The following is a 14,150-nucleotide window of genomic DNA, read 5'->3' as shown; positions in this document are numbered from 1 at the left end:
ACGATGGTTAAGACATTTTTTATTGGTGAGTGTTTTTGCTTAACTATTTGATTTGTAAGAATCAGGAGTTATTTATTATCAAATGAAGGTGAGAGAAGTGCGGGGAATAAATATGAATGTAGCAAATCAAAAACTATCAGTTTTTTCAAAATTTTCTTATCTGTGGTTACCCTTAGTGGCAATTATCTGTGTTTTTCCTTTTATTTCATCGATGCAGGCGCTTGTTTTAGGTCTTATTTTGGCTTTGAGTTTAGCTAATCCATACCAAAAATTTATGAAAAAAATAACGCGCATATTTTTATCTCTCTCAATTATAGGTTTGGGAGCGGGGATGGATTTAAGTGTTGTGGCTAAAGTGGGTCTCGAAGGGATTTGGTATACCGTAATTAGTATTTCTTTGACCTTTTTATTTGGTATGCTGCTTGGCAAATTATTCAATATTGAAAATGATATAGGTCTGCTTATTTGCACTGGTACCGCAATTTGTGGTGGATCAGCCATTGCTGCGGTGGCTCCTGTTATTGGAGCAAAAGAAAGAGACATGTCTCTTGCGCTCATAATAGTTTTTCTTCTGAATGCTGTGGCATTGATAATTTTTCCTTCCATAGGGCACTTCTTTCATTTGAGTGAAGCGCAATTTGGTTTTTTTAGCGCTCTTGCTATTCATGATACTAGTTCGGTTGTTGGTGCGAGTTTAGAGTATGGGCCTAAGGCCTTGGAAGTAGGCACCACAATAAAATTAGCACGAGCCTTATGGATAATTCCCGTTGCAGCACTGATAGGGCTTATAAAATCGCGCAGTCAAAGTGAAGCAAAAAATGGGCCAATAAGGCGTCCATGGTTTATTGTAGGTTTTATTTTTGCAGCTGCACTGGTGACTTTTTTTCCTGAGCTTGCGCCAATCGGAGCAATTGTTGAGACAGGCGCTCGACGGTTGATGGTGGTGACACTTTTTTTGATCGGTGCGAGTCTTAATCGAGAAGGTTTAAAAGGCGTAGGAGTTAAGCCATTTTTTCAGGCTCTAGTCTTGTGGCTGATAGTGAGTTCTCTTACGCTGCTTGCTATCAGCTTAGGCTGGATTGCTTGATTAGGCGTTAAAAATCAACTGAATGTTTGTGCCCTTATTTTTTTGGGAGCTTAACTCAAAGGTTCCGCCAGTCATTTCTGCCCTTGTTTTCATGTTAGTTAAACCATAGTGAAATTGTTTTTCTTGAGAGATATCAAAGCCAAGCCCATTATCTTTGATTAATATGTTGAGCCGTTGATTATTCTTGTGTACCTTGATACTAATTTGGCTTGCACATGCATGCTTTAGAGCGTTGTTGATTGCTTCTTTGGCAATACGGCATACGGCGAACTTTTGGTCAAAATTTAATTTATCTAAGAGTTCAACGTCGATTAATTCCACTGCTATGTTGTGGCGATTTTTTGTGTTTTCACAAAGGCTAACAATTTGTTCAGAGATATCAAAGTTATCATTCAGAAAGGCGATGGAGCGTCGCATATCATCTATGGATTCAATAGCGCAATTTTGTATATCATCGATTTCTTTTTCGAGATGATTTTGTTGTAAAAGTTGTTTAATAAAATCGCATTGCATAACGATGCTGGTTAGTTGAGCTCCAATACCGTCATGAAATTCACGTGCAATCCTTTGGCGCTCTTTGCCTATAGCCAATTTTTTTTCTATCTCAAGCAGAGATTGTGTCAGGCGCTGTTCTTGAGCGTGCACTAAATAAATTAAAAAAATTGCCAATGCATTGAGAAAGCAGATGAGCAAGAGCGAGCAAAGAAGACTTAAAAAGCTTGGATCAGGGCTGCCCTTTAGGCTTAGGATTGTCATAGCCGGAATGCTGAGCAAGGGGAACGCCATCAACAGAGGGTTATGAAAAAGTAGAAGAAATAATGCAGTAATAAATGGATGGATTGCAGCGAGAGGAGAGAGCAGATATCCCGATTCTGATGTGAAGTAGACGAGCAGCAGTGAATCAAAAATAAGTGTGAAAAAATAAGCCCATCTTCCTAGTTTTTGATGAGATTTTAGTTGATAACACGCATAGTTATAGGCAAATGAGACGAGTATCAAAAATAAAGATAGGTACGAATGTTTGAACGTTATGGAGTGATCGGCAAAAGCGATAAACCATAAAAGAGAATAGAGCGAGCTTATGGCCAGGCGGCCAAAAAATGCCGCTTGCGCCCGATACAAAAAGCTCTGCTCAAGCTTTAGTGCAAGGGGCTGGCTTGCGTTAGAGTAAGCTATTTTTTTTTTAAGCAAGCTTATTTTACCTCTTTGCCAGTGGCTCTTATGGCTTTCTTGATCTCTTCTTCGTTGATTTTTTGGGGATCATAGATAACTTCAAGGTTGTCGATGCTGCCGATTTTAATTCTAGCTTTTTTTATTCCACTTATGTCTAGAGTCCGAACGATTCCTTTAAAACAATTTGAACAAGGGATATTATCTACAGAGAATGTTTTATGCACATCTGACGCGCTGAAGTTCTTATCGTAGATCTTTTCATGAACATGATCATCATGATAGGGAGCACAACCGTTAAAAATTAGAGCTTGGCTTCCAATTACCATTAAAATAGCTATGTAGAATGGAAACTTCATTGCGGGCTCCTTTTTTTGAGGCATATCCTTGCCTTGTGGATTGTCTGGCAAAAATATTCTGTTTCAAATTTTTTAGGCGTAGAGACGGGTTTGTAAATAGTTGGGGATGCTTTTTTCGGTTAATTTTGCTTTAATTAATAAAAAAATTTCATGGAATATCGATGATATCGCAAAAAAATTATTGAGAACCACGGAAAAAAGAGACAAAAAAATTTTGTCAATTAGTTTTAAAACAGTCTCTTAAAAGGAAGTTATGGGATTACTAAGTTCAGACCAAGAAGGTGATTTATTTGCAGATATCAATGTCACTCCCATGGTGGATGTGGTTTTGGTGTTATTAATTATTTTTATGGTCACGGCACCCTTTATGATTGAAACTATCGGGGTCAACCTACCCAAAGGGGAGGGAGCAGATGCTCAGGGGCTGACGACGCCGCTGACTATCAGTATTGATAAAGATGAAAATATTTCGATTGCCAAGCAAATGTTTAGTCTTGAGATGCTCAAAGAATTTTTAAGGGATAATCCTCGAGTCAAGGATGGAGAGCCCGTCTATGTAGAGGCTGACCAAAATATCAGGCACAAGACCTTGATGGAAGTTATGTCAACAGCTTATGTGGCTGGTGCGAGCAAAATAAATATAATTATGGAAAAACCATAGGAAGGTTTGTTTAATGTTGTTGAAAAAAGCTTTGATAGTGAGCGTGATCATTCATGCCATCGGTCTGGGCTTTTTAGGGGCTGGAGTAAATTTTTCGTGGTTTTTGCACAAAAAAAATCAAGCACCTTTAGAAGCCAAGGTAATTTTTAAAGGTAAGGCGCGCGATAAAGAATTATTGCCCAAGAAAAAAACTGTGCAGCCAGCGCAAAAAGTAGCCCCGGCAAAAGTTGTGCAAAAAAAAACAACGGCAAAAACTCCTGTGCCCCCAAAAAAAACTGAGATAGCTCAAAAAAAAATAAAGAATTTGGCTAAGCCTGTAGTTAAGCAGGCAGAAAGAGTGATAGAGCACAAAGCTGAATATGCCGAAGCTCTAAAAAAACTCTCCGCTAGTTTTAATGAGGATCTCTCGCAGTTAAAAGATGATGTAGCTCCCGAGGATTTTGTGGTTGATAGTGATTATTTCGATCAGATATACACCCTGATCAAGGAGGCTTTTATTGTGCCCCCTCACGTCAATGGGCCTCAAGGGCAGAAACTCCAAGCCATCATCAGGCTCTATCTGCAGCGTGATGGAAGTCTTTTTAAACTTAATCTTGAACGTTCATCAGGTGATGAGCATTTTGATAAAGCGGTGCTAGATGGGGCTAAGCGAGTTAATAATTTTGGAGAGGTTCCTATTTTATTGCAGAACGCTCTTAGTGAAAACGGAGTAGTCATTGAACTTTGCCCTTTTAAATGTGTCAAATAGGAAAGCCAAATGAAGCAATTATTTTTGATAACTATTCTGTGTGCTGTGCATGCCCTAAGCGGTCCAACGTTTGAAAATAAATCGCAGCCCTTAGATAAAAAAAACAATGTTATGCAGGCTGCCCAAAAAATAGTTTCAGCCAATGATATCAGTGGAGCTACTCGCTTGCGAGTTGAAGGGGCCGCATTTAGAGCCTTTAATTTTTATTTTCCCGCACTAGAAGTTGCAGCAGGCGCTTCACTTGCTCAACAAAAACAAGCCCAAGAAATCCGAGACATAATCGAAAGGGATTTTCTTATTACCGGTAATATTTCTTTAATAAAACTTCCTCAGGAAAAAAATCCTACCGAGGCTTTGATAAAGCAAAAAGGAGCAGAAGGTCTCAGCCGCATTCGTTTAAGTTTTTCAAAAGATAAGTTGAATGCAGAAATTCGGCATAAAAATCTTATGACTCAAAAAATATCACAAGTAAATATTTCAGAGTCGAGCAAGGAAATACGCAGGTTTTCTCATTTAATAGCTCAGAGCATTTTTGAGGAGTTTATAGGCCCCGAAAATATTTTTTTGACACAGATAGTTGCGGTGAAACGTTATGGGAATGAATCGCAAATTGTCTTGATGGATTTTGATGGCAAAAATGAGCAAAAAATTACTACGGGAAGCTGGAAGAAAACCATGCCTTATTTCGCCCCAGATGGAAAAAAGATTTTTTATACGGTTATTACCAAGCAAGGCCAAGGAATTGTGGAACAAGAGATAGGCAAAAAGGAGTTTAAGTTTCTTACGAGAAATCCTGGTATTAATATAGAACCACGTGTTTTGCCCGGTGATCTTGGTCTTTTGCTCACTCTTTCTCTCAATAAGGCTGACGCAAATATTTATCGTATTGATTCTAATGGAAAAATAATTGGAACTTTTACAGAGTCTTTAGGGTTTAATCTTTCTCCTGTCATAAGCCCAGACAAAAAAATGGTGGCTTTTGTTTCTAGTCGTTCAGGAACTCCGCAAATCTATGAAAAAGCCATTAATTTGAATGATAAAAAGAGCGAAGCTAAGAGGATGACTTTTCAAGGCCGTTATAATCAAACACCTCAGTATAGTCCCGATGGAAAATATATTGCTTTCACGGGCCGCGATGAAAACAAAGTATTTGATGTGTTTTTATTAGAACGTTCGTCAGGGAGAATATCGCGAGTAACTGAAAATCAGGGAAGAAATCAAGAGCCTTTCTTTTTTCCTTCCGGACGTTTTTTGGTATTTTCATCGGAACGCGAGGGGCGCACTATTTCAGATCTTTACCTTGCTATGCCCTATGGTGATCATCAATTTCGCCTCACGACAGATGGGGGCTATCTTTCTGCGGTGGTACGTCCCAAAGAATAAAAAAAATATGATCTATTTTTGTGTGAGCAATTTTCATAGCTTGCAAGCTTGGTGAGAAAATGTGGTGCCGTGTAGTACATGAAGCGTTAGAATAGCGCCAATGTTCGTTACTATTTGTTATAATATTTTTATATAAATTGTCGGGTGAGATGCTCTCACCCGATTTTTTTAGCTCTTAGAGATTGCTTGCTAAAAAAACTTCGAAGCCCGCCTAAAAAATCCTCAACTGTGATGTAAGGAAAAAAATTATTTTTTAAGCTGTAGAGCTTTATATTCCCTGGCACATTTGCATTTATAGCTTAAGAGACTGTTAAACACTTTTAATAGTCTCTAAGTCTTTGGAATCTTTTGAAGATGCTCAGTCTTTATGACGGCGTTGGCAAAAATTTTTAGTACCATACAAACTGAGACAAATGAGTGGGAGGCATGGGGAATCGATGTCGTTGGAGCAAGAAAAAATTTGTTTAATGTTTGATCGTATTGCTCGGACTTATGATCCGGTTAACCGAATACTGTCCGTGGGACAGGATCAGCGATGGCGCAATTTAATGGTTCGTCAGATTCCTAGGCAAGAGAATTTATCGGTTTTGGATGTGGCGACAGGCACGGCAGATGTGCTGATCGCTTTATGCAAGAATAATCCTCATATGGCTCGCGGTGAAGGTGTAGATTTAGCGGAAAAAATGCTTGAGATTGGCAGAGCTAAAATTAAAGCTTTTGGTCTCAGTGATAAACTGAGCCTTCATAAAGCTGATGCCAAAAAACTTCCTTTCGAAGATAATTGTTTCGATGCTGTAACCATTTCATTTGGCATACGAAATTTTTCTGCGATTAAACAATCTTTGCTAGAAATAGCGCGAGTTTTAAAACCTGGCGGAAGATTATTAATTCTTGAATTTTCTCTGCCCAAAAATTTTTGGGTACGCAGTATTTATTTGTTTTATTTTCGCTTTATTCTTCCTTGGCTAGGTGGGATTATTTCCCGAGAGAAAAATGCTTATCGTTATTTGAATGAAACGGTGGAATCTTTTCCTTACTCAAAAGCCTTTTGTCAGATTTTAGACAACGCAGGTTTTGTTTCGGTAAAGGAAACTCCTCTTTGTTTTGGTATTGCTACACTTTATGAAGGGAGTAATCCGTGCTGAGTGTTAACTTAAAAAGTACACTTAGTCTTTGTGATGCTGCGCGTACCCTATTGCAGTGGTTAGGGCAGACAAACATCGATTTTACACAAAATTTTAGTGTTGGCTTAGATGTTGCTCATGCCTGTGAACAAGAATTTTTTTGTATGGGTGGAATAGGGCGTATTTATTTTAAAAGCAGAGATAGTGAGCTTGAGTGGTGGGGTTTAGGTGCCTGCGAATCTATTTTTCAATCACATGTTGATGATGAGAGCGCTTTAAGCCAAGTAGTAAAAAAAAAATCTCATCTCAATGATGACTTAATTTATTTTGGTGGAATTCGTTTCGATAAAAACCGCAGTATATCTTCTGAGTGGCATGACTTTCGCTGTGAGTTTTTTGTTTTGCCAATGCTTTTAATGAAGCATTCTGCTGAAGGATTCAGGCTTAGTCTCAATTATCGTTTGGGAGGATTACCTTCAAAAGTTTGGCTTGATCATGCTCAGACTATTCTTATGGCAATCATGAACAATAAGGTGGTCTTGGAAAGTATTGACTATAGCTTTAACGATTATGTGTATCCCTCGTTCGATAGTTACAAGACGATCATCGAACAGGCCTTGTCGCTTTTAATGTCTAATGAACACTATAAAAAAGTTGTGATAGGTCGTTGCACCAGGCGAACTTTTTCAAAATCTTTTGATCCGCTGCATATATTTTTGCGATTAAAAGAAGTTCCCCATGCTTTTCTTTTTATGTTTGACAATGGTTTTGGCAGTACTTTTTTGGGCGCAACTCCAGAGTTGCTCTATCGCCGAATTGGACAAAATTTTGAAACTGAATCCCTTGCAGGCACACGCCCTCGTTCCAAGTATGAACAAGAAGATGAGCTGTTGAGAAAAGAATTATTTGCCAGCCATAAAGACAAGTCAGAGCATTTTTTTGTATCAAAACATATTGAAGATCGCATGAGAGAGTTTGGAATATCGGATCTTTTTACGTCGAAGCTTGAAATATTAAGCTTGCCTTTTGTTCAGCATTTGCGCAGGCGTTATCACGGAAGAATAGACGAAAAACTAAGCGATGATAAAATTATCGAAGCATTGCATCCAACACCAGCGGTGTGTGGCCTTAATGCTCATGAAGCTAAGCTATTTATTCGTGACAACGAAGGCTTCGACCGAGGCTTTTTTGCCTCACCCATTGGCTATATTGCTAAAAATTCAGCAGAATTTGCTGTGGCGATTCGATCTGCCCTTTATAAAGATGCGCAGCTTTATATCTATGCTGCTTCAGGTATTGTTCCCGGTTCACAAGCAGAACAAGAATGGGAAGAGATAGAAAACAAGCAAAAAAATATCCTTTGTGTTTTTGAAGAGCTTGCTTGATAAGATGAGGGTTGAGTTCAGATAAAAAATTCTTAGAGCTTTATTTGGTCAAAATACCTGTGAATTTAAAAATTCAGGTGGGCCCCAATAGGAGAAAATATTTCTGAATTTTTTGTGTGCACAAAAAATAGTTAACACCACCCATTTTGCTCCTCAATTTGCGCACTAAGTTTGGCGCATGAAATGCAAAAATTTTACACAGTATTGGTGTCATAAAATGATCGAACGATTGATTTTCAACGGCGTCGATCATTTTTTTGTTGCCCCAGGCTCGCGCTCTTCTCCTTTGGTCTCAGCCATAGCTCACTTAGATGGAGCAAAAATTTATAGCCATATCGACGAGCGTTCTCTCGCTTTTATGGCTTTGGGCTATGCTCAATGCACAGGCATGCCAGGAGTTATGGTGGTGACTTCGGGAACTGCAGTTGCAAATCTCATGCCTGCAGTGGTGGAAGCCAAGGCAAGTTTAGTGCCAATGATTATTTTAAGCGCCGACCGCCCTTATGAATTGCGAGATACTGGCGCCAATCAAACCATTGATCAAGCTCATTTGTTTTCAGGGCACACCATCAAAAGTTATGATCTAGCGCCACCTTCTACCAATGTGAGTATAAAAAAATCCCAGGCCATTTTTGATCAGGCCTTGGGCTATGCTGTGGGAGTAAATCCTGGTCCGGTGCAGATAAATATTCAGCTTCGCGAGCCACTGCACAATATTTCTGATGCAAAGACGTGGTACGAAAGCAGTGGTCTTGAGCATAAATTTATCCAAGCAAAGTTTTATAACCCCACTGCTTCATCGTTAAATTCTTTGTTTGGGGCAAAAAATATTTTGTTTGTTGTAGGGGAGATGCGCCAAGCTTTGGTGCAGGAAAAAATTATAAAGCTTGCCGAGCAACTTGCATGCCCTATTTTTGCCGACATAACTTCCAATCTTCGTTTAAAATCTCATCCGCTCATTATGCATCATTTTGATCTTGCGCTGCTTAACCCGCAGTTTATGGAAGAGCTCAGGCCGGATGTGGTGATTCACTTTGGAGATAGGGTAGTTTCAAAGCGTTATTGGAACTTTGTTGAAAAGAGTCATGCCGTTCGCTTTATTCGTCTTCACGAAAATAATATCACCATCGATCAAACTGGAGTGTATGAGCACGTTTATGTCGGAGATTGGGAGCATTTTTTTAATGAAATTAAAATATACGGGTGCACACATAATTCTTTTACTCAGCGCTTGCTTGGATCCCACAAAGTTATTGCCAAAAAAGTAGTTTCTTTTTTGGCACACCGTCAAAATAATGAAGCATTTTTTGCGAATCAATTGATTGCTTGCATGAGTGAAAAGAGCAACCTTTTTATTTCTTCAAGCATGCCCATCAGAGATGTAGATCAATGTGCTTTGCCACTTGAGGTAGATATAACTATTTTTGCTAATCGAGGAGCGAGCGGTATTGACGGAGTGATCAGTTCTGCGGTGGGAGTTTCTATTGCCTCTTCAAATCCAAGCACTTTATTGATAGGAGACGTGGCTTTTTTGCACGATAGCAATGGATTGATGGCGCTTAAAAATTCTCCACATCCTTTGATGATTGTTGTCATCAACAACAGTGGTGGAGGAATTTTTCATTTTTTGCCTATCGCTTCTGAACAAGAAGTGATTACACCTTTGTTGGATACGCCTCATACGGTAAATATTGAACAGCTTTGTGAAGCACACCAAATAGATTATTTCTTAGCAGATGAAAAAAATTTTCAATCGATTATTAGAAAATTTTTCGAAGAAAAAGCGTCGAGAGTGGTGGAAGTAAAGATCAACAGAGAACAAAATGTTTTGCTTCATAGACAATTTTATCAAGATATTGTTGATGCAGAGCTAAAAAAAGACTGTTGTCTTTCAGCACGACTCCGCTAAGTTCATCGCAAAAAAATCAGTGAGGTGATCGATGAACAGTATGAAATGGCGCATATCTGAGTCTTTTCAAGATATTATTTATGAAAAAACTAAGGGGATCGCAAAGATTACTATCAATCGCCCTGAAGTTCGGAATGCGTTTCGCCCCCTCACCGTAGAAGAAATGAAAAAAGCTTTTGCTGATGTTAGAGAAGATGCCTCTATTGGTGTGGTTATTCTTTGCGGAGCAGGCGATTTAGCTTTTTGTTCTGGTGGTGATCAGCGTGTTCGTAAAGAAGCTGGCTATGCTGATGATAGTGGAGTTAATCGTCTCAATGTCTTAGATCTACAGCGTCAGATTCGTACTTTGCCAAAACCGGTTATTGCCATGGTTGCGGGTTTTGCTGTAGGCGGAGGCCATGTGCTTCACATGGTATGCGATTTAACCATTGCAGCTGATAATGCCATTTTTGGTCAGACAGGTCCAAAAGTTGGATCTTTTGATGGTGGTTATGGCGCAAGTTATATGGCGCGCATTGTTGGACAGAAAAAGGCACGAGAAATTTGGTTTTTGTGTCGCCAGTATAATGCTAAACAGGCGTTGGATATGGGTTTGGTTAACGCAGTTGTGCCGCTGGCAGAGTTAGAAAATGAAACTATTAAATGGGCTCACGAAATTCTCAATCATTCGCCAATTGCTCTTCGTTGTTTGAAAGCCGCGCTTAATGCTGATTGCGATGGGCAGGCAGGGCTTCAAGAGTTGGCGGGTAATGCGACCATGTTGTTTTATATGACAGAGGAAGGCCAAGAGGGAAAAAATGCTTTTTTGGAAAAGCGTAAGCCAAACTTCAATAAATTTCCCAGACAACCATAAAAAATTATTATGGTGAGTACGAATAAAATTGATCCAGTCCTGATTGTGGGAGCTGGACCCAGCGGTTTAATGGCGGCATTGATACTTTCTCGCTTGAATATTCCTATTAGAATTATTGAGAAAAATTTATCAAAAAGCATTTATTCACGAGCTATTGGGGTTCAGATTCGAACTTTGGAAATTTTTTCTTCATTGGGGATTTTGCAAGATCTCATGAAGAAAGGAATTGTGATCGATAATTTTCAAATCAACACTGAAAATGCTGTGCCCATCGATTTGGATCCCAAACTTTATTTTTCTCAATTCAAGCGGCCGGCTATTGTTGATCAAGCTTACACTGAAGAAGTTTTAGAGCACGCTCTTAACAGCAAAAAAATTAGTGTTGAACGAGGTGTTGAACTCATTGACTTTAAGAATACCCAAGAAAACATTGAGGCTGTGCTTAAACAACAAAGTGGAGATTTATCCACGTTCAATTTCAGTTATTTGATTGGAGCAGATGGTGCACATAGTAGTACGCGCAAAAAAATGTCCAATAGTTTTTTGGGTAAAACCTATGAGGATGCATTTATCTTAGCTGACGTAGAACTAAACACTAAACTTTCTGAACGATTATTTAGAATTTATTTTAAGGAAAAAAAGTTTTTAGCCCTCATTCCAATGTTTGGCAAAAATCATTTTCGCCTAATCTCAGTACGCCCAAACGAACGCTCAAAAAAAGCAGCTGAGCCAGATCAAGCAGAGTTTCAAAGTCTGCTCGATCAGCTGGTTCCTTTTTCAGCCAAAATAAAAAATGTTGGTTGGGTTTCGAGATTTTTTGTTCAATGTCGAAGTGCTTCACATTATCAAGAAGGAAGAGTTTTTTTGGTAGGAGATTCAGCGCATATTCACAGCCCAGCAGGTGGGCAAGGTATGAATACCGGCTTACAAGATGCGCTCAATCTTTGCTACAAAGTGGCTTTGGTACTACGCGGTAATGCTCATCCATCTTTGCTGTCGACCTATCATCAAGAACGCAAACCAGTGGGCGATTTCTTGATTAAATACACCGATCGCATGTTTCGTTTCATGGTGCATGGATCGATTTTTGCACGTTTATTTCGCAAACTTGTTCTTCCAAAAATATTGAGTTTTAAATCTTATCAGTCTCGTCTTTTACGCATTATTTCACAAACAGCTATTCGCTATGCTCATGGCTGTATGTGCCAAGAAAAACATCCACTGGTTTTGCCTGGAGTGAGTATTGGTGCTCGAGTTCCCAACTGGGTTTTGATTGGCAGTGACGTACAAAAAACCGATATTCATAGCATTGTCCAAGGAGAATTTTTTAGTCTATTACTTTTTTTTCCTCCGAGCGTTGATAAGCCGAATTGTGAATCGATAATGAGAAAGGCTGAATACTTATGCCACTCTTATCAGGTAAAAATAATTCCAGTGTTTGCTAGTGATTACGATGCTGAAAAAATTATAAGCAATAAAGAGTATTACCTTTTGTCTGAGCATAATTTTTTCAAGGCTCAAGAGGATATATTTTTTATGATGATCCGTCCAGATCATCATTTGTTTTGTATCGGTGGTATTGATGAGCTGGAACACCTTAAAGATAATCTTGCTCGCTTTTTGATACGGAAAAAAGTGTGATGAAGATCAAAAAAAATTCCTTTGCAGCTTGGGTCAAAGCTGCACGGCCACAAACTTTGGGTGCCATATCATGCCCAATTTTTTTAGGCTCTTTTTTGGCCCTTTCTCAAGGGAAATTTTCCTTGTTTTGGTTTTTTGTAACGTGGTTATGCGCCCTGCTCTTGCAAATTCTTGCCAATATTGTCAATGATTATGGCGACTTTATGAGAGGAGGTGACACTAAACAACGTATAGGACCACCTCGTGCTTTGCAGATGGGCTGGCTTTCTGTTCGTGCAATGAAAATAGGCATTGCTATCGCCATACTTGCTATTGGTTCTTTGGGTATCATGCTCACCATTCGCGGTGGGCAGATGGTATTTTGGCTTGGGCTTTTTTCTGTTGTGACGAGTATTTGGTATACGGCTGGGCCAAAGCCTCTCGCTTATTTGGGTTTTTCAGAAATTGCGGTGCTCATATTTTTTGGACCAGTACCTCTCATAGGCTCATATTACATACAGACACTTTCGTGGCCAAGCGAGGGGACAGTTTTGAGTATTGCCCCAGCTTTGCTTTCTACGGCATTAATAATGACTAATAATTTGCGCGATATAAGCGAGGATCGCAAACATCATAAAAAAACGCTTGCAGTACGTTTTGGAGTTAGAAGTTCTCGTTTTGCCATCGTAACATTGGTGCTCTTGGCTGGGTGTACGCCATTATTATTGATGATGATGCATGATTTTCGTTGGCCGGTACTTCTATCCTTGCTTGCGCTTTATTTCCCTGTGCGTTTGTTTCCTATGGTGTTGAAGCAGCCTATAGGTGCTCAGTTTAACCAGATGTTAGCAGGGATAGCTAAGTCTCTTTATGTGTATGGGGCAGTGCTCAGTTTAGGTCTCATTTATGGATCGCCTTGACATTTGCAAGCTAGAACTCAGATGTGGCCCTGATGGATTATCGTATTTTCCATCGGCTTCGCGTTTTGTTATACGCTGCCGACTCATGCAAAAAAATAATTGTGTAGCTTTATCGGAGTGGGCTCCGCTTGATGGAATTCATACTCATTCAATAGAACAAGTGAGCAAGCTCTTATCTCTGGTTAAAAAGTCTGAGTTAAAAAAAATCATGGAGCTTGTAGAAGAAAAAGATTTAAAACTGCTCGATGGTATTTTTCGTGATTCATTTTGTTATCCAGTGAGTTTTATTTTGAGCGTGCTTTTATTTGATGCACAAATAAAAAAAAATAATTATTTTAGACCAAAAATTTCATACTCTTCTTTGATTCTTCCTCATCATGAAACTTCTCACCTAAGGTCGGTCATAGTGGGCGGTAATAGGTGTCTTAAAATAAAAATCAATAAAAATATTGATGAAGAGATAGAGCGTATCAAAAGTATCAGAAAAATTGTTGGTGATGATATTGAACTGAGAATTGATGCCAACAAGAAATTAAATTTTGAAGAAGCCAAAAAATTTTTGCATGAAGTAGAGCGCTGCACTATTCGCTATATTGAAGAACCAACTTATGAGATTGTGCGCCTTAAAGAACTACAAAATAAAACAAGAGTTGAGATTGCCCTTGATGAATCATTTGATGAAAAGAATTGGGAAAAAATTTTTGATGAAAGCCAAGCACGTTATGCCGTGGTCAAAGCCAGCCGCTTCAACAATATTTTTTGGCTAATGAATTTCTGTTGTGAACTACAGTCAAAAGGCATTAAGCCTATTTTTAGTCATTGTTTTGAAAGCCCTTTTTATAGCAGCCTAATGGCGCATGTGGTTGATGCATTGCAATTGCAAGATGATGCCCATGGAATTGTTAGCGATATCTGGGTGGGGCAATAAAAA

Annotated in this window: 13 protein-coding genes; 11 read left to right on the top strand and 2 right to left on the bottom strand. The window is 39.0% G+C overall.

Translation table 11 applies throughout. From position 1 onward, the window contains the following. Positions 1-112 precede the first annotated feature (112 nt). A complete protein-coding gene (locus H6731_03765) occupies positions 113-1,087 on the top strand; it encodes a putative sulfate exporter family transporter (GenBank protein USN51534.1) in 975 nt (324 codons plus the stop codon). On the opposite strand, the gene H6731_03760 is transcribed toward H6731_03765, so the two are convergent. Further along, on the bottom strand, positions 1,088-2,278 hold the full coding sequence (locus H6731_03760; protein ID USN51533.1) for a sensor histidine kinase: 1,191 nt from the start codon (positions 2,276-2,278) through the stop codon (positions 1,088-1,090). 2 nt (positions 2,279-2,280) lie between these two features. Next, a complete protein-coding gene (locus tag H6731_03755; GenBank protein ID USN51532.1) occupies positions 2,281-2,616 on the bottom strand; it encodes a heavy-metal-associated domain-containing protein in 336 nt (111 codons plus the stop codon). A 253-nt stretch (positions 2,617-2,869) separates the two neighbouring features. Between H6731_03755 and H6731_03750 the strand changes: the two genes are divergently transcribed. The 10 genes from H6731_03750 (at position 2,870) to H6731_03705 (ending at position 14,147) form a co-directional block, all read left to right on the top strand. After that, positions 2,870-3,277, top strand: coding sequence for a biopolymer transporter ExbD (locus H6731_03750; protein ID USN51531.1), 408 nt, complete (start codon positions 2,870-2,872; stop codon positions 3,275-3,277). A gap of 13 nt (positions 3,278-3,290) precedes the next feature. Further along, the gene (locus tag H6731_03745; protein ID USN51530.1) at positions 3,291-4,025 is read left to right on the top strand and encodes a TonB C-terminal domain-containing protein; all 735 of its coding nucleotides are present in this window, start codon (positions 3,291-3,293) and stop codon (positions 4,023-4,025) included. Positions 4,026-4,034: 9 nt separating this feature from the next. After that, a complete protein-coding gene (locus H6731_03740) occupies positions 4,035-5,408 on the top strand; it encodes a PD40 domain-containing protein (GenBank protein USN51529.1) in 1,374 nt (457 codons plus the stop codon). Between the two features lie 437 nt (positions 5,409-5,845). After that, positions 5,846-6,553 (top strand): bifunctional demethylmenaquinone methyltransferase/2-methoxy-6-polyprenyl-1,4-benzoquinol methylase UbiE, encoded by a 708-nt coding sequence (gene ubiE, locus H6731_03735; protein USN51528.1) that lies wholly within the window; start codon positions 5,846-5,848, stop codon positions 6,551-6,553. Beyond that, a complete protein-coding gene (locus tag H6731_03730) occupies positions 6,547-7,917 on the top strand; it encodes an isochorismate synthase (protein ID USN51527.1) in 1,371 nt (456 codons plus the stop codon). Before ubiE ends, H6731_03730 begins: the two co-directional genes overlap by 7 nt. A gap of 217 nt (positions 7,918-8,134) precedes the next feature. After that, positions 8,135-9,826 (top strand): 2-succinyl-5-enolpyruvyl-6-hydroxy-3-cyclohexene-1-carboxylic-acid synthase, encoded by a 1,692-nt coding sequence (gene menD / locus H6731_03725; protein ID USN51526.1) that lies wholly within the window; start codon positions 8,135-8,137, stop codon positions 9,824-9,826. A 31-nt stretch (positions 9,827-9,857) separates the two neighbouring features. Further along, a complete protein-coding gene (menB, locus tag H6731_03720; GenBank protein USN51525.1) occupies positions 9,858-10,679 on the top strand; it encodes a 1,4-dihydroxy-2-naphthoyl-CoA synthase in 822 nt (273 codons plus the stop codon). A gap of 9 nt (positions 10,680-10,688) precedes the next feature. Next, positions 10,689-12,320, top strand: a complete 1,632-nt coding sequence (locus H6731_03715; GenBank protein USN51524.1) for an FAD-dependent monooxygenase — start codon at positions 10,689-10,691, stop codon at positions 12,318-12,320. After that, entirely contained in the window at positions 12,317-13,219 is a 903-nt protein-coding gene (menA, locus tag H6731_03710) for a 1,4-dihydroxy-2-naphthoate octaprenyltransferase (GenBank protein ID USN51523.1), read from the top strand. Before H6731_03715 ends, menA begins: the two co-directional genes overlap by 4 nt. Further along, positions 13,206-14,147: a hypothetical protein gene (locus H6731_03705; GenBank protein USN51522.1), complete on the top strand. Its 942-nt coding sequence runs from the start codon at positions 13,206-13,208 to the stop codon at positions 14,145-14,147. The genes menA and H6731_03705 overlap by 14 nt, the downstream gene beginning before the upstream one ends. Positions 14,148-14,150 lie beyond the last annotated feature (3 nt).

It is taken from the genome of Myxococcales bacterium, from assembly GCA_023898405.1.
Classification (GTDB): domain Bacteria; phylum Myxococcota; class UBA727; order UBA727; family JABDBI01.
This window is presented reverse-complemented; position numbering and strand designations above follow the sequence as displayed.

Bases quoted from the DNA above. Each gene is read 5' to 3' on its own strand.
- H6731_03765 (USN51534.1), top strand. From the start codon at position 113: ATGAATGTAGCAAATCAAAAACTATCAGTTTTTTCAAAATTTTCTTAT.
- H6731_03755 (USN51532.1), bottom strand. From the start codon at position 2,616: ATGAAGTTTCCATTCTACATAGCTATTTTAATGGTAATTGGAAGCCAA.
- H6731_03750 (USN51531.1), top strand. From the start codon at position 2,870: ATGGGATTACTAAGTTCAGACCAAGAAGGTGATTTATTTGCAGATATC.
- H6731_03745 (USN51530.1), top strand. From the start codon at position 3,291: ATGTTGTTGAAAAAAGCTTTGATAGTGAGCGTGATCATTCATGCCATC.
- H6731_03740 (USN51529.1), top strand. From the start codon at position 4,035: ATGAAGCAATTATTTTTGATAACTATTCTGTGTGCTGTGCATGCCCTA.
- ubiE (USN51528.1), top strand. From the start codon at position 5,846: ATGTCGTTGGAGCAAGAAAAAATTTGTTTAATGTTTGATCGTATTGCT.
- menD (USN51526.1), top strand. From the start codon at position 8,135: ATGATCGAACGATTGATTTTCAACGGCGTCGATCATTTTTTTGTTGCC.
- menB (USN51525.1), top strand. From the start codon at position 9,858: ATGAACAGTATGAAATGGCGCATATCTGAGTCTTTTCAAGATATTATT.
- H6731_03715 (USN51524.1), top strand. From the start codon at position 10,689: ATGGTGAGTACGAATAAAATTGATCCAGTCCTGATTGTGGGAGCTGGA.
- H6731_03705 (USN51522.1), top strand. From the start codon at position 13,206: ATGGATCGCCTTGACATTTGCAAGCTAGAACTCAGATGTGGCCCTGAT.